The following is a 19519-nucleotide window of genomic DNA, read 5'->3' on the forward strand; positions in this document are numbered from 1 at the left end:
ATCAATCACCCTTGTCCAACTGTTCTTTGTACACTGTATATATCCCGTACACCTTTAACTCGTTCTACTACAGATCGTAAATGATGAATATTACGAATGGCTACGGTCAATTGGATATTCGCAAATCCTTTTGGATGAACTTTTGCATTAACTGCACTATAGTTTGCCTTTGTATCATTGACTGCTTGAAGCACATCATTCAACAATCCGAGGCGGTCATAGCCAGATACTTCGATATCCACATGATATGAAGCCGCAGGTTCTCCTTCCCATTCGACCTCTACCCGTCTGTCTAATTCCACACTTTGCAAATTAGGACAATCAGCCCGATGAACCGATACCCCTCTTCCACGGGTTACAAATCCACCGATTTCTTCCCCTGGAACAGGATGACAACATCGAGACAATCTCACGAGCACATTATCTACCCCTATTACTCGCACACCTACATCCAATCGTCGGCGACGTTGGGGAGTAGTCTTCACTTCGGGAATGATAGGCGGCAATTCTTCTCTCAAACCAGTAGTCAGTCGATGTACCACTTGTGCGGTTGAGATTCCACCATATCCTACAGCTGCTAACATCTCATCGGTATTAGGGAAATTAAATCGCTTGCAAACCTCAATCATCTTGTCCGATTTCATCGCTTCATTAATATCGTAATCATGCTTTTTGAGAAGCGCTTCTACCATCTCTTTTCCCTTGATGATACTCTCTTCTCTTCGTTGGGTTTTAAACCAACTGCGTATTTTATTCCGGGCATGAGATGTTTTTACTAATTTGAGCCAATCTTGGCTAGGTCCATAGCTATGTTTCGACGTGAGAACTTGTACTTTGTCTCCTGTCTGTAATTTATAATCAAGCGGCACAATATTGCCGTTCACTTTTGCCCCAACACATTTATTTCCCACTTCTGTATGAATACGATAAGCGAAATCAAGCGGTACGGAACCCGCAGGCAGTTCAATCACATCTGTCTTAGGTGTAAACACAAAAACAGTATCTGTGAACCAATCCATCTTCAGACTCTCCACAAATTCTTCTGCATCTCGTGACTCTGATTGTAATTCCATCATTTCTCTAAACCATTTTAGCTTATCCGAAAAAGATTGTTTTCCTACATTTGCACCTTCTTTATAAGCCCAGTGAGCTGCAATTCCGTACTCTGCGATCCGGTGCATTTCCATGGTCCGTATCTGCACCTCAATCGGCTCCCCTTTAGGACCTAAAACAGTAGTATGCAGGGATTGATACATATTTGTCTTGGGCATAGCAATATAATCTTTAAAACGACCAGGCATTGGCTTCCACATGGTATGAATCATACCAAGCACAGCATAACAATCCCTTACAGAGTTTACGATCACACGAACTGCCATCAGATCATAAATCTCATGAAATTGCTTATGCTGGTTTTTCATTTTGCGATAAATGCTATAAATATGCTTGGGGCGACCAGAAATATCTTCTACCTGCAAATCCATCTCTGTGAATTTGTCGTACAGCATTTCAATAATTTCACTCAAAAAAGCTTCCCGTTCTGTTCGTTTTTTCTTCATCATGGAAACAATTTTGTAGTACTGTTGAGGATTCATATAGCGCAGAGACCGATCTTCTAATTCCCATTTGATTTTGGAAATCCCTAATCGATGAGCCAGTGGTGCAAAAATCTCTAATGTCTCTTCCGCTTTCTTTCGCTGCTTCTCTTCTGGCAGATGTTGCAGGGTTCTCATATTGTGCAGGCGATCTGCGAGTTTACAGAGAACAACTCGTACATCTTTTGCCATCGCAATAAACATTTTGCGATGATTTTCGGCCTGATGCTCAGCATTGGATCGAAATTTAAACCCTTTCAGCTTCGTCAATCCATCTACCAATGATGCAACCGTTTCTCCAAATTCTTCATGGATTTGCGCTAAGGTTATCCCTGTATCTTCCACAACATCATGCAACAGACCAGCAATAAGAGTAGAACTATCCATCTGCAAATCTAACAAAATTTCTGTAACTGCTACAGGATGTAAGATGTAAGGCTCGCCCGATTTCCGTAATTGTCCATCATGTGCTTTCTCCGCATATCTATAAGCTTTTTCAAGCTTGGCCACCTCTTCGGGAGGTAAATACGTAGCCGCTTTTTGAAATAGCTCTTGTACAAGTATCATTACGTTCAGCCCTAACCAAAAAATGTTTTAAAAAATATTATCCTATAACGGTTAAAAAATGTAAACATAAACATTTCGTTCAAGAATAATCCTATGTTTTGTCGCCTTGGTTGTTATCTTTGGAACGAAAATTACCGAGACGACGGCGAAGACTAATGTAGAGGATGGATAACAAAATACCATCAATTGTTAAAAGTGTGTAAGTTAAATACTCTTCTGTTTTGAATAATAAAAACAAACCAACTACCACACTGCCATATGCTGCTATTTGAAATGAGATCAATAATACCTTCCATACTTTTTGAAGATAGACACGGAATTGAAACTCCTCATTATTAAATAATTCCATAAATAGTAGACCGACAATTCCTATCATCCAAAGGATAAAAGAACTAATAAAAATGCGGGCAAAACCACCGATAAATGCATAGAAAAAATTAGATAACCATTCCACAAGCACTACTCCTAACTTTTACAGTTTTACTACTTCATTATGTTCCTAGCTTATTCCTTTTTCAAGGTGCATAGTTTTTCTTTGCTGTGAAATGTTAACGCTAAATGGAGGTGAAAGCATGCAGGATAATACGAAGGCTGCAAACGAAGCCAAACAAAAAGATATCGATACAGAGTTTGCAGAGGAACTAACTGGAGAAGAGCATGCTGTGAAAAAAGTCCAAAATGCCCTTTTTGAAATGTATGCACAAGCAGGATATCATGATAAAGAAAAAGAATAGTAATCCTTAATAGAATAAGTCCCTTAAAACGGGACTTTTTTATTCCTATTGTACATAATTTTCCCAATTATTAGTACCTTTATAAGATTGGAGAATTAATATGGAAAATAAAAATGTATATGCTGATCTCGGTGGTGAACAAACCATTGCAGCTATTGTCCATGAATTTTACCACTTATTGGTGAATGATAAAAAACTAGCTCATTATTTCCATGATGCTAACATACACCAAATTCGAATTAGTCACATCACGATGCTTGTGAGTTTTCTATTTGGAGGTCCAAATCGCTATCACGGAAAAAATATGAGAAAAATCCATCAGGGATTGTACATTACTTCTGAAGAATATGAATTGGCTGTTAAGCATTTTAAAAATGCGATGAGGAAATACAATACACCAATCCCTCAAATGGCAAAAGTAGAGGCCTTACTTCGAGGAGTAAAGCCTCACATTATTATGAAATAAGGGAAATGCTGTGATAAGGTTGTCCTAAATAATCAAGCTGTTCTATTTCTCTTGTGTGACAAGTACAGAGTAATATTTGATGGCGCTTTGCAAGTTTACCCAATAAAGGAAGGATAGAAGTGAGACGTTCTTTATCATAGTAAACAAAACAATCATCTAGTAAAATGGGAAGCTGTTGTTTCGATTCAGCGGATATGTATTGAATAATGGACATTTTTAGGGCAAAAACCATTTGCATCAATGTTCCTGTACTTAATTGATCGATCTTCTCTTTCCTTCCAGTCTCAGGAATCCGTGCACTTAAACCTTCACCTGAGAAGTCAGCATAGAGGCAATCATATCTGTTATTAGTTACTGTTTTGATCCACGAAGATGATACCTGCTGTAATATCGGAGCTACATTTCCCTGCCGACTGCGATATGCCTCTAATAACACCTCATTCGCAACGCTAATAGCTCGTCTCTCTTCTTTTAATTGCTCGAGCTGCTCCTTCACTTGCTCCCATTCAACTTGAAGCAGTTGAAATCGATGCAGTTGAAGCTCCAATTCTTGTACAGTCTTTTTCTTTTCTCCTATTTGCATGCTGTTAATTTGAATCGACTTATGTACGCTTTCTCTGGAAAGCCCTAGACTTTCACTATCAATTTGCTTATCAGATATGCGGCAAAAAGCTCCTTGGTATCGCAAAACAACCTCTCTTTTACCATCTTCCCATTTTTGACGTAAGTAGTTTCCTTCTCCTTTCTTTAAAATCGGCTGTTTTCTCAATAATTGTTCTAACTCCCATTCGACTTTTTCTACTGCTTGTGTTTGATCCCACCACTTACGAATAATCCCCGCATCATTGGTGCCAACCCGATTTTCCCACCAATCTAAACGCTCTTGACACACTCTTTTTTCCGCTTTGTATTGGGACAAAAGCTTTTGATTTATTTGTATATTATGGTGACGAGTCATCTCTTGTTGCTTGTTGGTATAAACAGAAATCATCTGAGGAATCACCCAAACCAAACACATGAGGATAAAAAATAGGAAACCCCATATCGTAGAAATAAAAAAACTGCCAACCGTTAGGAGAGCACTAACAGAAGTGATCATAGGATAGATTGGTTTCCACCATGGATGGTATAAGGAAGTGACATTTTGTTCACTTTGCACATCTTGCTCCAACTGGCTAATGCGCTTATCTAGAGTTTGGACTTGGTAATGCAGAGCCCCACACTCTTCCATATCTTCCGCCTGCATCCGAAAAGGTGGTTCTAGCTCTGCTCTTTTTTCTTCTAATTTTTGAATCATCTCTTCCTGATCCGTACGCAATTGTTGAGTACATTTCCATTCTTCTAATGCTGTTTGAATTTTATCCAGACGATACCAATCCGCCTTACACTGTAGGGATACTGATATTCGCTGATGTTGCTCTGATAAAACTTGGTATTCATCCTCTAATCTTTCTTGTTCTTTTAATAAAAATTGGAATTCTACTCGAGTCTGTAAATATTCTTTTTGAGTTTCCTTATTTTTTTCCAGTTTACTTTGTAAGCCTTTCTCTTTTTCTATCAACATCCCAAAAGGTTTTTGTTTGGCATTTTCCGTCTTTCCCATTTCCTTTAACTGGTCGTCTAAATAACCCAGTATTACGGACAATTCCACTTCTTCTCCTTGGTCAAGTAAACCGTTTAATTTTTCCGCCAATTTCTGCTGCCATTTAATTTCTTCTTTATCGAATTGTAATCCCATATCAGAATAAGAAGTAATATAAGCTGTTCGTCTAAATAACTCCCCGGATAAACCTATTTGCGTTTCCAAAATCTTTCTTTCTTTTCTTTGATCAAATAAAAAATGCTGTTGCAATTCCTCTCCAGTCTCTCGATTAATTAACTGCTCTTGTTCTCTTCCCTTGGAAAGATTTCGTACTAAACGGTAAGGGATGTCATGTAAAAGATAATCAATTTCTCCACCATATTGGTCTGATAACCACGGCCTATATCCCGCATACCAATCCGCTTCTCTTCTAACCCGCTTTCCTTCTTGAGCACCTCCATATAAGAGAGCATAAATTCCACGCATCAAGGTAGATTTCCCAGATTCATTTGGAGCATAAATGATATTGAGGCCAGGTTGAAAAGGAATGGTATGCTGCTTCAAACAACCAAATCCATGAAAATGAACACGTTCAATGATCATTGATTTATCACTTCACTTTCCATCGCATCTAAACCTCGGTACAGAGCTATTTCTAAAATTCGTTTTTGTCTCTCATCTGTTTCTTGTGCAATACGTTGTTCCATAATATGAACAAATGTGCCGATTAAAGTCTGCTGATTCCGCAATTGTTGAAGGTTATATTCTGGCAGCGTCTTATCCTCATAAACAAGCCATTTGTGATTCGCTTGTACCATTGTTTCTAGCTTGTGCAACCAATGTTTATCCTCTCGACCGATAGCTGATCTACCTGCTAATCGAATGCTGAGGTAATCATTTATATCTTCCTCCCTTATTGTTGTCTGAACCAGTTGAGCTATATGAGCAAGCGTCAATCGATTGGTTATATCAATTTCTAGTTCTTCATATTTACGGGTATGTATAGGAATGGCCTCTAAGTTAACTCCCGTTTTGTCGACCGTACCAAAGGTAAGATATCTCGATCCTGTTTCCTTCCAGTTCCTGGCCTCTGGAGAGCCTGGGTAATGGATGATTGTTTTTTTGTTATTTTTTAACTGATAAGTCTGACGTTTATGTATGTGCCCAAGTGCAACATAATCAACTTCATGTTCCAACAGTTCTTGCTCTAAAATCGGAAAGTACAAAGAGCTCTCTTCTCTAAAATCGCCATGAATCACATAAATATGAGCAGATGCATCTTTCATAGGGGTAGGCAGAGAACTATGACGTTCAGAAAAGTCTATGAAACCTCTACCTGAAATATGTAATTGAAACTGAGGAAAGAAAAGTGTTTCCCACTGCCCGGAAAATATATACACATGATCTGGCCATACTTCTTGGACATATATAGAATCTTCTCGATATGGATCATGGTTACCTGGACTTATAAAAATACGTGTTTCTGGTATTCGTTGTAGTTGATCAAAAACAAATTGGTACAAACTAGAAGTAACAAATCCATGCTCCAAAAAATCTCCCGCAATAAATAGAAATGGGACAGCTCTCTCTTTGACAAACGAGATAATCCTTTCAAATGTTTGTAAATATTCTTCCTGTCTTATCCAAATATGTTCTTTTTCCCACTTCCAACCTTTGATTGGCGCTCCTAAATGCAAATCTGCTACATGTACAAAAGAAATATTCTGCATAACTCCTCACCCGTGTATGTTTTTTTGTATTCTGACAAACGATAAACGTAAAAAAGGTCGTGACGCTTATGCAACAAACTACACATCTACTTAGAAAAATTCTCCTCCTAATTCTTCCATTCCTGCTAATTGGTATCAGTTTTGCAACTGCATATGCACAGAAGACAGCATCCATGGGTAATTTTCAAATGTGGTATGTCCAAGACGGTCAAAAGCATGTAGTAAAAGAGAGCACTACCTCCCAATATGAAATGGAACAGCTGTTAAATAAAATCGATCATCTATCAGGCCTATCTTCTTTTCAGCTGCCTACTAGATACATTCTGGTTCAGTTTCATCATCCAGTTGTTCTTTCAGCTTTCTCCCCCATTAAGTATCCATTTCAATCTGTAATTGTTACGATACCTAAAAACCATCGCGAAATAGCTCGGCTATTAATCCGGAATTCGCAAGGAAGTTGGGTAGAATATCACACGGAACGCTCCCTATCTATTTTTTTACAACAAATAATCCCATCATCTCTGAAGGATGATGGGATTATTTGAAAGGGAAATTAATCAATCTCTACAATTTTTAATTGGATGGTTCCAGATGGAACAGGAACGTTGACGACTTCGCCTACTTTTTTACCGATTAACTCTTTCCCAATTGGTGATTCATTTGAAATTTTACCTAGTTCAGGATTTGTCTCCGCACTACCAACTATATAATATGTTTCTGTATCACCATCTGGAATTTCTTGAATGGTTACTTTAGCCCCTACAGAAACAAGCGTTTTATCAGTTTCACCAGGTTTTATGATCTTTGCATTTCTAATCATATTTTCAAGTGTCAATATTCTTGCTTCTATTAGACCTTGCTCTTCTTTAGCAGCGTCATATTCAGAGTTTTCACTTAGATCTCCTTGCGAAATTGCTTCTTTTAGACGTTCTGCTACTTCATGACGTTTCACTGTTTTTGCAAGTTCTAACTCTTCTTTTAGATTTTGTAATCCCTCTTCCGTAAGTAAAACTTCTTTTTGATTAGACATTGCCGATTCCTCCTTAAAAAGACACAAACCATAGCTTTCTATTTGTTAGCATTATTTTCTAGTACAACCGTGCTACATGATATGTCACGTCCAAATACATTATGCCTATTTCTTCCTTACCTATCAAATTAAGAAACCGATTACAAAAAAGGGACTGCTAGTTATCTTAGCATATTTATGTTTATGAACCAAGTATTTTAATAATTTTTTTGTTCGACTACTTTTACTCCACCACCTTTACTCCAAATCGCATGTTAAAAAAAAAGAAATACAATCTGGATGTGTATATTTATAAGAACGGAAGTAAGGCGAGAATTTTTTTCTATACAAAAGAGACTCCTATGACATATAATTATGTATTCGACATAATTATACAAATTCCCTGCTAAAACTTGATATTCAAATGGTTTTTCCTAGTTTACACGATGAAAAAGCCCCTAAAAAACTTAGGGACTTTTTTTAATTTGCAGAAAACCAATGTTTATATTTTTGATAAATAAATGATACGGATAATAGAATAATTCCTAATCCCATAAAAGAAAAAATACGATATAACGTCGTCAAAAATGACAGATCGAAAAAGAAGATTTTTAAGATTGATAGTCCAAAAACACAGATCGACAAAATTCGAACAGATTGTTTTTTCTGCCAAATACCTACCCATAGAAAGAAACAAGATAAAAGTAACCATGCAATCGATATCGACAACTGTTGTAAGTTTTGAAGTCGAATCACTTCTTCCCTATCAGCGATGTATCGCAGTATATTAGCCTCAAATGTATCACTGATTTCCATCGTCACACAGAGAAAAACTGCCAGGACTCCAATAAAAAACAGTGTTTGTCGAATGTAGCGGAAATATAAGCTGCTCTTTGTATCCTCGTTTTTCTTCATATACCGGTAAAAGAAGAAAAGTATACCAATTGCACAAATCAATGATAAAAATCGCAAATTGATTACTGGTATAAAATGTTTATATGAGTAAAACGTCAACCCACGAAATAAAATAGGAATTGTTCCGAGCCCAAGGGCAGACAAACCAAAATACATCAACAAACGATATCGCAAACGTACTCCCAATATATACATCGGAACACTCAAAAAGATCCAAACCAATACTAAAGTGTAAAATTCAAGATTTCCGAGATAAGAAGCGGGAGACAAACTCGTTGTAGATTGATGCAAATTAATCTGTTTGGTAAATCCATCCACAATTTCTACTGTCACCAATTCAAACAACAATACAACCACAGACAAAATGATGGATAATCGGTACCAATTGTACCAAGGATGCTGTAGCCCCAGCTTTCTCCATAAGCGATATGATCCAAATATCAGTCCCATTGTAAGGATAAAAATGAGCACACGAATATTCCAGACAGGCGTGAAATAATCAAGAGCCGGATATGCTCTCCCAAGGATTGCTAATTGGATCAACATAATAGCTAATATCACATTGCTAGCGATGAGAACAGAATTTACCCGTCTCTTTAAACCAAACCAGCCTAATAATACAGCGTAAACCAGCAAACAAAAGGCAATCGATAAGTCTTCCATATAGCTGACATGACTTATATAATCCCATTTCCCGAGCTTCACGTACATTTCTCTTGGATATACATGCAAAAAGAAGAGTTTGCTTTCCACATAAATGCCTACTGCTAAAAGGGTAGCCCATATGGCATGTAAGCTATTTCGGATAAACATAGCATTTTGTTGCTTATATAAATGTGCACTCCACAACAATACGGTTACACCTATGAGATCATTCCATAATACCCAATTGAATAAAGGTTTCAGTTGACCCATTTCTCCAAGCGTATAAATAAAAATGACAAAAGTAGACATACACATTAATCCTAGACCAAATCGTTCGATATAACGCACTTGATAACGTAAACCCCACCAAATCATTATCCCTATCTCGATAGAAGCAATAAAAAGAAACGTCTGAAAGTGGAAAAATACACCTGTTGCTGCCAATAGAAAAAGGAGAAATGTAATACTCTGCCTTGCTGTTTGCCATTGATTTGCTTTTGATAACGTTTTACGAGCATAAAAATATACAATCGGAATGAGATACAAAATTGCAATCAGTAGCATACAAGTGCTAAACCAGAGACGATAATGCACCGTATTTGGAAAATGCCAGACTAACCCAAGACCTAAAAGTACAGTATTGAAAATACTAACCATTTTTTCATACTTTGTAGCTCGCTCGTGAAAGAGAAAACGAAGATCAGACAGATAGAAGAGTAACCAAAAAAACGCTAACGAGACGAGAAATACAGTATGTTCCTCACTCTCAGATGCGATACTCCATCCAAAAAATATCAGATAAGTAGCTACAAAGGACAGGTAATAAAGAATGGTCCAATTTCGTTTCCTCCATACCAGAGCAGATATGCCGACGGTAACGAATGCGAGATAACTCATCAATCCAAGAGTGCTCCCCTCACCAGGAAAAAGAAACGGTGTTCCATAAGCCCCTAACCATCCGATGATTGCAATTGGTAATGACTGATAATAAATCGCTTGCCCAAAGCTAAGTGCGGTAACGAGTAACATTAATATAATAGCAACTAACTGCGGTACAAGTTCATAAAAATTATAAGTCGCAAATACAGACGTGTATAAGACCGCAATTCCTGCCCCTACTAATCCTTGACTGAAGATTTTTAATCCTCTTTTGGAAAATATTCCACCTATGAATAGTAAAATGAAGCCAAATACTGCTCCAATCGCAACTCTTGTAATTTCATTAATCCAATTATTATCGAAAGCGTATTTCATAAAAAACGCTGTACCTAGAAAAAGCGCAACTGCACCGATCCAATTTAACCATTTGCCTCCAATTAATAATTCCCATTCCGTTTTTGTTCGGGATTTACGTTTTGGTGCATAACCTTTCTCTGGTAATATCTTTTCTAGCATTTTTGGCTTTTCTTCTTTTACAAGAGGAGGAAAAACTGGAGTCTGAGCATCTCTGTCTTTCTCCTGTTTATCAATTGATAAATGATCTTGGACTTCCTCCTGAACCTTCTCTCTCTCTTTCTCTACATCTTCCAATCTTTTTTTTAAAACTTGTAAAGAAAGGTCTAAATTCTCCATTTTCTTCTCTAATGTTTTGTTTCTTTTATAAAAGAAATACAAAATAATAAGAACGAATATAAAAACAAATAAATCTATCATATATTTTCAGACACCTCCTTTTCCATTGTACTATGCGTCATAATTGAAACTTTAAAAAAACATAAAAAGTGACCAAAATGTAATCTGGTAGAAATAAATTGAAAAAAAATAACCCTCCTTTCCTATGAAAAAAGGGTAAAAACTAAAGTTTCGCGATCAAAGGTACTTTACGTATTGCAAACCAAGTTCCCACTTGTATAAAACCTAAACATAGGAGCAATGGTTTTAAAGAGGTTATCGTATTTGTTTTCGCTAAAATAATCATGAAAATGATTAAGCTGATCAATCTCCCAAAGTTCATGACTATTTCTCTTACCACCACATATTCCACTCTTAGTTCGACAGCTTTCTCATGCTCACCAATTACATCATATGCGATTGAAGTATTTGGAGCATAGTAAAATGGATAAAAAAGATACATTCCAATACCATATAACATGACTGTCCATGTATTCCAATAGATTAAAAACGGGATAATCAATAACCCCATCATAACAGTAGCTACAAGTACAGCATTCGCCCTCCATGTCGGCTTTAAATATTTACCTAGAAGTAAATAAGAAATAAGGGACACAATAGAAGCACCTGTGTAATAAGTTCCAAGCGCTAACTCATTTTGTGTAATGAAGTAGACCAATAGACCAGTAAAAAAAAGAAAAACTCCTTCTCGTAGTCCTTGAAAAAAAGAGGATACTTGTATCCAAAACCAATTTGTTTTTGGTTGAAAAGAAATAACCATTACTTCCCTTAGTCGAAATTTACCCTCTGCTTTTCGCAATTTCAACCAAAAACTGACCACTACAGAAAGTGCAAAGATTCCCAGCGAAATACCAAAGATTATTCTATACCCTAAAAAGTGATCTACACGTGTAATAATAAATCCTGAAATTAATGGTGCTATCATTCCTGATAATGAAGTGATAAAACCACTTATTCCATTCATGACATCTCGATTATCTCGCTCTGAGATTTCAAAATACAAAACATTAAAAGACATCCAAAAAAATCCATTTCCGAGTCCGAGAAAAAATCCAAGTGGAACTACATAGTCAATAGCTCTCGTGTCTAAAAGGAGAACTGTCAAATAAAAAAGAGCTTGCAATGCCACTCCAATCCGAATAGAAATAACGCGATCTACTCGTTTGGTTATCCATCCCGCCAATATAAAAGTAACTGCGATAGCGAAATAATTGGCAAGATTGTACCAAGCAATCTTAAATAAATCATGGTTAATTTTCCATAAAAAAACATTCAAAAAGGCGTTAGACAGAGCAAAAGAAAAAGCATGCAATCCACTGACTCCCAGTAAGACCCATGCCTCACGATTTAATTTTTGTAAAAAGTCCATAGAGCCTCACCTAAAAATAGTCTACCCAAGCTTCTATGGATTATGAATCTGAATCAGGTCTTCGAAATTGTAAGAAGACTAAAGATAACGCAAAACCTGCCAGTACACATATAAAGTACACTCCAGTAAGCGGGTAATCAACAACAAGATTTAAAACGGTGAGAACCAATACTGCGAGTCCAAATTGCGGATGGATTGCTTTTCGCACAAATAAATATAAGTAAACGCCAAATATGCCATATACAGCACCTAAAGAACCAAAATATATTCCTTCCATTCCAGTTATGTACACAATTACAAAAGTCAACATTCCAGAAAACAGATATATGAGAAGAAAAAATAATCTTCCTAATAGCCATTCAAGTTGAGGACCCAGGATATACAGAAAAAACAATCCTAACAGATAAGAAAAAATACTAGTATGCAAAAATATTGCTGTAAAAACTCTCCACCAATCTCCTGCCTGAATACGCCAACCTTCAACTGCACCATATTGGACCACAAGCGCTTCCCCTGACACAGACCCACTATGAAACAAGAGCATCAAGTAGCATATCGTATGTACAATCATCAGGCTTGTAATCACTGGAAAAAATCGCGGGAATTGTTTGAGAGGAATGTGTGTGTGTCCAAACAAAATTAATCCTTCTTTCTTGGGCTTACCTCTGCAATAGGTTGTCCCATCTTTAATGATATTCCTTTAGAAATGTTAGGTAACCAGTTGATCATGTTTGGTTCGAATATCAAAATAACGGTAGAACCAAATTCAAACCGTCCTAATTCCTCGCCTTTTTTCATCTGAATTGCCTTTGGATATATCTTTTTATTTTTTTGTTGTTTTTTTCCTATGTTTGTCGTAATTTCTTGATCATAAGTAACTTTAATACTTCCCACATTCGTAGCACCAACCTTGACTAAAGCAACTTGTCCAAATTCGCTATCTATATAAGAAATAACACGTTCATTTTGTGTAAATAAACCCGGAAATAAACGAACTCCTGACTTATTAACTGGATATAAATTACCAGGAATATAGGTCAGCGATTCTATTTCACCGGAAATCGGACTATGTATACGATGGTAATCACGGGGACTTAAATAAATGGTGGCAAATTGTCCATTAAAAAATTGATCTGTCTTACTGTCTCCTGCCAATAAATCTTCCAAACGATAAAATATTCCCTTTGCTTGAATAATCGTTCCTTCTTCTATTTTACCCATCTGTGTAATAATGCCATCGACAGGACTAGTTACTTTATCTGGATCTGCGTCAATTGGTCGTGCTTCTGCATTTAATTCTCTTACAAAGAAATCCAATAAGCTTTCAAATTGATCGACAGGTTTTTTCACTGGATTAAGATCTATTTGAAATTTTTTAATATAAAAAGGAATAAAATGTCGACTAAAACGTTTTTTAGCCATACTTCCCACAAATCTAGATACGCTATTTTTTGGTGTTATCTTCCAAATAAAGCGTGAAACTCGGTCTTTCATTAAATGCCTCCACTTCTAAACGATTAAAAGGAAAAAAACGGATGGGAAGAAAAAAATCTACTTGGGCACAATACTTTCTAGGAGGTGATCGAATGAACAACAAATACAAAACCGATCCTGCTCATGTTCGTAAGCAAAATGCACAAAGCCAAAACGCTGGTGCTGCTGGTCAGTATCAGACAGAATTTGCTTCTGAAGCTGCTACAAACGCCCAGCAAGTACGAGCTCAAAACGCTGCTTCTGCTAATGCTCAAGCTCAAGCTCAAAACAGTGCTGCTGGTCAGTATCAGACAGAATTTGCTTCTGAAGCTGCTACGAACGCCCAGCAAGTACGAGCTCAAAACGCTGCTTCTGCTAATGCTCAAGCTCAAGCTCAAAACAGTGCTGCTGGTCAGTATCAGACAGAATTTGCTTCTGAAGCTGCTACCAATGCTCAGCAAGTACGAGCTCAGAATGCTGCTTCTGCTGGTGCTCAAGCTCAGAACAGCGCTGCTGGGTATAAAACAGAATTCGCTTCTGAAGCTGCTACCAATGTACAACAAGTACGAGCTCAAAATGCTCGTTCTCATAGCAAAAAAAGTAAAAACCAATTTTAAGCAAGGTAGAAAATCCCAATTTTTTCAAGTTGGGATTTTCTACTTTTTCATGATACAGTGTAACACAAAATCGTCAAACGCAGTAGATAGAAGAAGTGGGAATATTTTTTATCTTCAAATGCGAAATCCATAGCAATTGCTATGGAAACATATAGGAAATACTATGTTTTTATTTTTTTGTTCGCAGGAGGTAACGAATAGCTTGACTCGTATTTACTGTCCGAATAAATTCCCGGTCCATTTTTCTGCCTGTGTATAATAACAAATACCGAATTTGTTCTGGATTTAAATTTGGATTTAACTGCAACATCAATGCAATCGTACCTGACACATGAGGTACTGCCATCGAAGTGCCACTCATTTCTTTTGTCGTCTGCCCTAACCAAGCAGATGGGATTTTTTCTCCTGGTGCAGCGATATCCACACCTTTTCCCCTGTTTCCAAAAGGCGATATTCTATCGTTCATACCGATAGAAGTTACTGCAATTGTTTCGGGAAACCTCGCAGGAAAATCGATCGTATTTTTTAACCCCTGATTACCTGTTGCTGCAACCATTACAATTTTTTTTCGATGAGCAATCATAATTGCTTTTTTTAGCGATTCGCTCACCATTTCCATCCCAAAACTCATGTTAATAATATGCATTCGCTTCTCGATGCACCAATTAATCGCACTGAGTAAATCAGATAAATTTGCACTTCCATTTTTGTTAAATGCTTTTACGGCATACAGACTTGCCCAAGGTGCAACTCCAATTAGCCCCGTATTTCGCGATCTACCTGCAATAATCCCTGCTACGTGAGTTCCATGACCATTGTAATCCATCGGTGGAAAACCTCTTGCCAAAATATTCATTCCACCTTTGTAATTACGATAAATTGCAGGATGACTTGGATCAATTCCTGTGTCAATAACCGCAATACGAATTCCTCGTCCTTTTACTTTCGTCCAAACCATTGGTGCTCCAATACGTTCTATTCCCCAAGGGAAAGTAGGTTTAACCGCATACGTACTACCGTGATACGAAGGCTCTGTAATATTTACACGTATGTCTTGTTCTGCATGCTCTACATATGGATGATTATCTACTCTTAATCGAGGATTTACCGATTCTCCAATCACCATCCCCAGATGAGGAAGATATTCGATTGGCGTGATGCCTTGTTTTTTTAACTCTTTGGAACATCTTACAAAGTCTGCTCCCTCTTTTAAATAAAAAATCCTTCTATTCCTAATATTTTGAGGGTTCTCATTCTCTGGTTCCATTTTCTTTCCCCCTCACTCATAAGCTGTATGGAGAATAGACTATAAAACAATTGATTCTCATTAGGATGGTGGAAAAATGAGTGACGATTATTTTGCAGAATTGGCAAAGCTAGCAAGTGATCTATCCAAAAAAACAAGTCAACTGGATGAGATGATGCAGGCTATTTATAATGTGAATACATCGTTTGGTGATCGAGATAAGTTGATGAAACTTATCAATCACATGGCAAAATTTAATAATCCAAAGCCAGATGCTGCCAAGACCGATGATCCCAAGACAGATGCACCCAAAACTGCTACACCCAGTAATCCATCCACTTCTGCTCCAGACTCAGGACCAAAAGGTGATTTCATATATGATGTGTTCAATTCACCTGCTATGATGTCGATCATTAAAGAGCATTACAATAAGAAAAAAAAGTAGTGAGCTTGTTAACATAAGATATGGGAAAGAAATCCCAACGGTATATGTAATCACCTAAGAAAGTGCCCTTTTTAGATGATAAAGAAAAAAGCCTACATAATCGTAGGCTTTTAAATCTTATTTTTGAGGCTTCCATTCGTTTGCAGAACATCCAGTCAATGAAAAATCCACATCGCGACCAACGTCTTTGACTTGCTCATAGAACTGAACTACACAAGCCAATGGATGAGTGACGCTACTTTCATCGATAAAAAATAATACCGATTCCCCTTCGCTGTCTTCATAAGTCAGATATATAATGTCGTAGTCCACTTTACCAAGACGCGCATCTTCTATCGTAAATGCAGCTTCCTGACTGAGCAAAAACTCATCTTGAGACCACTTTATCGTCTCATCTTCCAGTTCATATGTATGTTCCGTGTCGTTTAAGTTACATCTTGTTAGGAGACCATAAACGACAAGCTGTTCTTTGTCCGGTTTAAGTAAACCCATCACGAATTGTTTGCTCTGTTCTTTTTTTCGCTTCAGCAGCGATTCTAAATCAGGAAAAAACATTTCCCGTGCTGAAGCTTGGAAATTTACATTGCTCCCATGAGTAAATACTTTCACGAAATTCACCCCTCGCTTATATTTCTTAAGTATGTACCCAGGCTGATTATAACATAAGAGGCGAGAAAACCCACTGTAGGGGTAGTGGAAGGAAAGTGAGCACCATTCATTTCAAATCAAAAAAAGCAAGTAAATGAGCAGTGATCGAAATCACTGCTCATATCACCAAATATTTAACTATTTGTGTAAGAGTCTTAGTAAGCTCCACCACCAAGTTGTTGCTCAGCTAAAGAAACAAGACGTTTGGTGATTTCTCCTCCTACAGAACCGTTTGCACGAGAAGTGGTATCAGGACCAAGTTGTACACCAAATTCTTGAGCAATTTCATACTTCATTTGATCAAGAGCTTGAGCTGCTCCTTGTACTAACAATTGGTTAGAATTGTTGTTACGATTTTGTGCCATGTTGTTTCACCTCCTCTCCGCTGGGTGTACTCTTATATTGCTTCTTTTTGCTTTGGAACATTCGTGTGAAAAACTGGAATTTCAATGTCATTTGTTGGAAAACAATAAAAAGCACGCTGTACGTTATATACAGCGTGCTTTTTGCTCTTTAACTTATGAGATTCCTGCGCATTTCTTTATGTTGTTGTCTAAGTTTTTTCATCTCTTGGTGTAGGTCATATTGTTCCAAAAACTCATGTCGCTCTTTTGCAAGTAAGTATTCTTCCATCAATAGATCTATCTGCTTTTCCAGTGCTTTCAGCTCTTCCATCATGTCTTACTCAGCACCTCTATTCATCTAGATATATAAAAAGAATTAACTTGTCACACAGGTATATACCCTTTATGTACATAAGATAAACATAAAATATCAAAATAGAAAAAAGTATATATTTAGTTTGAATGGGTTACTTTTTTTGATAGAATAGTAACATCATTCTTAAAAAAGTTATATTTCAAAGGTGGGATAACATCATGTCTGCAAACACACCTCATATACCTGCTTTTTTAAAACAGTTTCGCTCCATGAAATTTGAACTTATGATCCAAGACTTACCTAAATTAAGTAGAGATCAATTGGAATTGTTAAAAAAAGAAATTGAACATTTATTGGAGAAAAAAAATTAACCAGCCCTCAGGAAGAGTGGCTGGTTTTTTGTAAGGATTGGAAAAGCTGTCTGGCAATTACAGATGATCGAAAAAAACGATACATCCCCAATGCATGTACAGCTGAAAACAGTTGTGTTCCTGACCGAATATGATTTTTTTCATCTAACCGAACATAATCATACTCTGTTAAAAGCTCTAATAACGTTTCTGTTGTTTGATCTTCACTGTAGGTTTGAAATAGATCATGAAATTTTGAAAGCTCTATGTAATCTTTTGCATTCCACTGTTTTCTTATATCCTTGTCCAATTGAGGATATATCAGCAGCCCCCAAAGAATGACTATTGCAGCTTGGGCTTGTTCAGACCATTTTTTATGTGGTGGATCTTCCAGTCTGGAAGTAAGTTGGGAGCGAATTTGATTTAAAGACAACAACTGAAGCACTCCTTTAATCTCTTATATCTCTATCATTTGTCCAATAATTTCCTTTTCATACTTCATTTCGCATATTTTATTAAATTTAGCCGATTAAATACAGGTTGGAAAATACTTATGTTCATAATTGCTATCTTAATAGTGGAAAAGTTTGTGTCTTTTCTGTTATATTGTTAAGTAATAAAAATGTGAACATTGAAAGGAGTTTCTATATGCTGCTCGACCCAAAAAAAGGCAAATATTCAATAGAAGAAAATGAAAAAATTATAGAATTAGTAAATGAAGGATTAAAAAAAGGGGAAAGAGAGCGAGATACCATCAAAGTTATAGCCAATACATTAAACCGAGGCTATGCAGGTATCATGTCCCATGTAAGAAAATTAAAATCAGAGCAATCATCACGCTTTGAAGTGATGGATGAACAATATAAAGATAATGCAGCACGATTAAATAGTTGGACAGAAGCAGAAGAAGATATTGTAATTGATACAGTCAATCAACATCTTGGAGCTGGTAAATCATTATCTACCGCGATTTCCTCTTTAGAAGAGAAACTTTCACGTACGCAAGGGGCCATCTACCAGAGAATTTATACCCTCAGAAGAAAACAGTCAGAACGATTTGCCCATTTACCTGCCGAACGACCTAGAAAGAAAAGAAAGTTACCTGAGTGGCAAACCAATCGACCCGTCATTCGCAATTTAGATCGCTCAGAAACTACCAATGAACAATTTCAAGCGCCAAGTTTTTCCTCAATCTGGAGTACAAATTCAACTCAAGAATCTCCATCTCAGACAGAAGAAACCATGATCTACCAAGCTTTTGAATCTCGTTATGGTCGTTTGACATCAGAAGCAAAAGAAAAGTTAAATCTGCTAATGCGCCAGTATGGGGGAACTCGGGTATCTATTTCTTTGCTGACTTTAAGTGAAGATAAAGCGTTTCCAAGCATTATCGCAGACTTCTTAGCCATGAAAATGCAAAGAGATACCTAAATTATTTTAAAAATGAACTTATCATATATATTGCTTTCAATGCAAGTTATTATAAAAATACTTACTATAACGTATAGGAAAAAGAGTCTATTTATGGGATAGACTCTTCGTGCATCTGTGATGATAAACCATCATTTCTATTCTTTTGCTTGATTTTTTGGTCGTACTGGGATACTTGCATTAATAATGGTAGTTCTTTCTTTGGATTGAGGTACAATGGTAACCTGTCCCACAACATCGTATCCAAAATCATCACATAGCTCGATCAATTTAGTCTGAAATAATTTTAATTTCTTCTCATCAATATCTGATCTCTGGTAACTCAAGACAAGAGATAGACGATCGTCAGCAGTCACTGCTGTTGGTTCTTCTTTCTCTTTATTAAACATATTAAATAAGGTCAAT

At 36.8% G+C, this 19519-nt stretch carries 22 protein-coding genes; 7 read left to right on the plus strand and 15 right to left on the minus strand.

The features are described from left to right. Positions 1–5: 5 nt before the first annotated feature. Both AC5WOF_RS02175 and AC5WOF_RS02180 read right to left on the minus strand, forming a co-directional pair. Positions 6–2162, minus strand: coding sequence for a RelA/SpoT family protein (locus AC5WOF_RS02175; RefSeq protein WP_496048313.1), 2157 nt, complete (start codon positions 2160–2162; stop codon positions 6–8). A 91-nt stretch (positions 2163–2253) separates the two neighbouring features. Then, a complete protein-coding gene (locus AC5WOF_RS02180) occupies positions 2254–2616 on the minus strand; it encodes a hypothetical protein (RefSeq protein ID WP_496048314.1) in 363 nt (120 codons plus the stop codon). A gap of 118 nt (positions 2617–2734) precedes the next feature. Here AC5WOF_RS02180 and AC5WOF_RS02185 point away from each other — a divergent pair, with 118 nt between their 5' ends. Further along, positions 2735–2896 (plus strand): hypothetical protein, encoded by a 162-nt coding sequence (locus tag AC5WOF_RS02185; protein ID WP_496048315.1) that lies wholly within the window; start codon positions 2735–2737, stop codon positions 2894–2896. Positions 2897–2996: 100 nt separating this feature from the next. Continuing rightward, positions 2997–3362, plus strand: a complete 366-nt coding sequence (locus AC5WOF_RS02190) for a group I truncated hemoglobin (RefSeq protein ID WP_496048316.1) — start codon at positions 2997–2999, stop codon at positions 3360–3362. On the opposite strand, the gene AC5WOF_RS02195 is transcribed toward AC5WOF_RS02190, so the two are convergent. Together AC5WOF_RS02195 and AC5WOF_RS02200 are read right to left on the minus strand one after the other, a co-directional pair. Continuing rightward, on the minus strand, positions 3352–5547 hold the full coding sequence (locus AC5WOF_RS02195; RefSeq protein ID WP_496048317.1) for an ATP-binding protein: 2196 nt from the start codon (positions 5545–5547) through the stop codon (positions 3352–3354). The genes AC5WOF_RS02190 and AC5WOF_RS02195 overlap by 11 nt on opposite strands. Continuing rightward, positions 5544–6674, minus strand: coding sequence for a metallophosphoesterase (locus tag AC5WOF_RS02200; RefSeq protein WP_496048318.1), 1131 nt, complete (start codon positions 6672–6674; stop codon positions 5544–5546). The genes AC5WOF_RS02195 and AC5WOF_RS02200 overlap by 4 nt, the downstream gene beginning before the upstream one ends. A 68-nt stretch (positions 6675–6742) precedes the next feature. On the opposite strand from AC5WOF_RS02200, the gene AC5WOF_RS02205 reads away from it, so the two are divergent. Beyond that, positions 6743–7219, plus strand: coding sequence for a hypothetical protein (locus tag AC5WOF_RS02205; protein ID WP_496048319.1), 477 nt, complete (start codon positions 6743–6745; stop codon positions 7217–7219). 8 nt (positions 7220–7227) lie between these two features. Here AC5WOF_RS02205 and greA read toward each other — a convergent pair whose 3' ends face one another. The 5 genes from greA to asd all read right to left on the minus strand — a co-directional run bounded on the left by greA (position 7228) and on the right by asd (position 13738). After that, a complete protein-coding gene (gene greA / locus AC5WOF_RS02210) occupies positions 7228–7704 on the minus strand; it encodes a transcription elongation factor GreA (RefSeq protein WP_496048320.1) in 477 nt (158 codons plus the stop codon). A 459-nt stretch (positions 7705–8163) separates the two neighbouring features. Beyond that, on the minus strand, positions 8164–10896 hold the full coding sequence (locus AC5WOF_RS02215; protein WP_496048321.1) for a DUF2339 domain-containing protein: 2733 nt from the start codon (positions 10894–10896) through the stop codon (positions 8164–8166). A 142-nt stretch (positions 10897–11038) separates the two neighbouring features. Then, the gene (locus AC5WOF_RS02220) at positions 11039–12244 is read right to left on the minus strand and encodes an MFS transporter (RefSeq protein ID WP_496048322.1); all 1206 of its coding nucleotides are present in this window, start codon (positions 12242–12244) and stop codon (positions 11039–11041) included. 40 nt (positions 12245–12284) lie between these two features. Next, positions 12285–12881, minus strand: coding sequence for a rhomboid family intramembrane serine protease (locus AC5WOF_RS02225; protein WP_496048323.1), 597 nt, complete (start codon positions 12879–12881; stop codon positions 12285–12287). Positions 12882–12883: 2 nt separating this feature from the next. Beyond that, on the minus strand, positions 12884–13738 hold the full coding sequence (asd, locus tag AC5WOF_RS02230) for an archaetidylserine decarboxylase (RefSeq protein ID WP_496048324.1): 855 nt from the start codon (positions 13736–13738) through the stop codon (positions 12884–12886). Positions 13739–13830: 92 nt separating this feature from the next. Between asd and AC5WOF_RS02235 the strand changes: the two genes are divergently transcribed. Further along, entirely contained in the window at positions 13831–14334 is a 504-nt protein-coding gene (locus AC5WOF_RS02235) for a gamma-type small acid-soluble spore protein (RefSeq protein WP_496048325.1), read from the plus strand. A 169-nt stretch (positions 14335–14503) separates the two neighbouring features. Here AC5WOF_RS02235 and AC5WOF_RS02240 read toward each other — a convergent pair whose 3' ends face one another. Continuing rightward, on the minus strand, positions 14504–15601 hold the full coding sequence (locus tag AC5WOF_RS02240; RefSeq protein ID WP_496048326.1) for a S8 family peptidase: 1098 nt from the start codon (positions 15599–15601) through the stop codon (positions 14504–14506). A 76-nt stretch (positions 15602–15677) separates the two neighbouring features. Here AC5WOF_RS02240 and AC5WOF_RS02245 point away from each other — a divergent pair, with 76 nt between their 5' ends. Continuing rightward, positions 15678–16025: a hypothetical protein gene (locus AC5WOF_RS02245; protein ID WP_496048327.1), complete on the plus strand. Its 348-nt coding sequence runs from the start codon at positions 15678–15680 to the stop codon at positions 16023–16025. 117 nt (positions 16026–16142) lie between these two features. Here AC5WOF_RS02245 and AC5WOF_RS02250 read toward each other — a convergent pair whose 3' ends face one another. The 3 genes from AC5WOF_RS02250 to AC5WOF_RS02260 all read right to left on the minus strand — a co-directional run bounded on the left by AC5WOF_RS02250 (position 16143) and on the right by AC5WOF_RS02260 (position 17351). Then, entirely contained in the window at positions 16143–16634 is a 492-nt protein-coding gene (locus AC5WOF_RS02250; protein ID WP_496048328.1) for a hypothetical protein, read from the minus strand. Between the two features lie 194 nt (positions 16635–16828). Continuing rightward, the gene (locus tag AC5WOF_RS02255; protein ID WP_496048329.1) at positions 16829–17038 is read right to left on the minus strand and encodes an alpha/beta-type small acid-soluble spore protein; all 210 of its coding nucleotides are present in this window, start codon (positions 17036–17038) and stop codon (positions 16829–16831) included. 148 nt (positions 17039–17186) lie between these two features. Beyond that, on the minus strand, positions 17187–17351 hold the full coding sequence (locus tag AC5WOF_RS02260; protein WP_240873387.1) for a hypothetical protein: 165 nt from the start codon (positions 17349–17351) through the stop codon (positions 17187–17189). 200 nt (positions 17352–17551) lie between these two features. Between AC5WOF_RS02260 and AC5WOF_RS02265 the strand changes: the two genes are divergently transcribed. Continuing rightward, positions 17552–17704 carry a hypothetical protein gene (locus tag AC5WOF_RS02265; RefSeq protein WP_496048330.1) on the plus strand — a complete coding sequence of 51 codons (153 nt, stop codon included), beginning with the start codon at positions 17552–17554 and terminating at the stop codon, positions 17702–17704. A gap of 7 nt (positions 17705–17711) precedes the next feature. Here AC5WOF_RS02265 and AC5WOF_RS02270 read toward each other — a convergent pair whose 3' ends face one another. Continuing rightward, on the minus strand, positions 17712–18116 hold the full coding sequence (locus AC5WOF_RS02270; RefSeq protein ID WP_496048331.1) for a hypothetical protein: 405 nt from the start codon (positions 18114–18116) through the stop codon (positions 17712–17714). A gap of 215 nt (positions 18117–18331) precedes the next feature. On the opposite strand from AC5WOF_RS02270, the gene AC5WOF_RS02275 reads away from it, so the two are divergent. Beyond that, positions 18332–19114, plus strand: coding sequence for a hypothetical protein (locus tag AC5WOF_RS02275; RefSeq protein WP_496048332.1), 783 nt, complete (start codon positions 18332–18334; stop codon positions 19112–19114). A gap of 137 nt (positions 19115–19251) precedes the next feature. On the opposite strand, the gene AC5WOF_RS02280 is transcribed toward AC5WOF_RS02275, so the two are convergent. Beyond that, a complete protein-coding gene (locus AC5WOF_RS02280) occupies positions 19252–19518 on the minus strand; it encodes a cell division topological specificity factor MinE (protein ID WP_496048333.1) in 267 nt (88 codons plus the stop codon). Position 19519 lies beyond the last annotated feature (1 nt).

Source organism: Shimazuella sp. NTD250, assembly GCF_059510375.1.

Coding starts and splice junctions, on each gene's coding strand:
- AC5WOF_RS02215 (WP_496048321.1), bottom strand. CDS start 10,896: ATGATAGATTTATTTGTTTTTATATTCGTTCTTATTATTTTGTATTTC.
- AC5WOF_RS02195 (WP_496048317.1), bottom strand. CDS start 5,547: ATGATCATTGAACGTGTTCATTTTCATGGATTTGGTTGTTTGAAGCAG.
- AC5WOF_RS02265 (WP_496048330.1), top strand. CDS start 17,552: ATGTCTGCAAACACACCTCATATACCTGCTTTTTTAAAACAGTTTCGC.
- greA (WP_496048320.1), bottom strand. CDS start 7,704: ATGTCTAATCAAAAAGAAGTTTTACTTACGGAAGAGGGATTACAAAAT.
- AC5WOF_RS02175 (WP_496048313.1), bottom strand. CDS start 2,162: ATGATACTTGTACAAGAGCTATTTCAAAAAGCGGCTACGTATTTACCT.
- AC5WOF_RS02220 (WP_496048322.1), bottom strand. CDS start 12,244: ATGGACTTTTTACAAAAATTAAATCGTGAGGCATGGGTCTTACTGGGA.
- AC5WOF_RS02240 (WP_496048326.1), bottom strand. CDS start 15,601: ATGGAACCAGAGAATGAGAACCCTCAAAATATTAGGAATAGAAGGATT.
- AC5WOF_RS02260 (WP_240873387.1), bottom strand. CDS start 17,351: ATGATGGAAGAGCTGAAAGCACTGGAAAAGCAGATAGATCTATTGATG.
- asd (WP_496048324.1), bottom strand. CDS start 13,738: ATGAAAGACCGAGTTTCACGCTTTATTTGGAAGATAACACCAAAAAAT.
- AC5WOF_RS02190 (WP_496048316.1), top strand. CDS start 2,997: ATGGAAAATAAAAATGTATATGCTGATCTCGGTGGTGAACAAACCATT.
- AC5WOF_RS02235 (WP_496048325.1), top strand. CDS start 13,831: ATGAACAACAAATACAAAACCGATCCTGCTCATGTTCGTAAGCAAAAT.
- AC5WOF_RS02255 (WP_496048329.1), bottom strand. CDS start 17,038: ATGGCACAAAATCGTAACAACAATTCTAACCAATTGTTAGTACAAGGA.
- AC5WOF_RS02275 (WP_496048332.1), top strand. CDS start 18,332: ATGCTGCTCGACCCAAAAAAAGGCAAATATTCAATAGAAGAAAATGAA.
- AC5WOF_RS02200 (WP_496048318.1), bottom strand. CDS start 6,674: ATGCAGAATATTTCTTTTGTACATGTAGCAGATTTGCATTTAGGAGCG.
- AC5WOF_RS02205 (WP_496048319.1), top strand. CDS start 6,743: ATGCAACAAACTACACATCTACTTAGAAAAATTCTCCTCCTAATTCTT.
- AC5WOF_RS02245 (WP_496048327.1), top strand. CDS start 15,678: ATGAGTGACGATTATTTTGCAGAATTGGCAAAGCTAGCAAGTGATCTA.
- AC5WOF_RS02185 (WP_496048315.1), top strand. CDS start 2,735: ATGCAGGATAATACGAAGGCTGCAAACGAAGCCAAACAAAAAGATATC.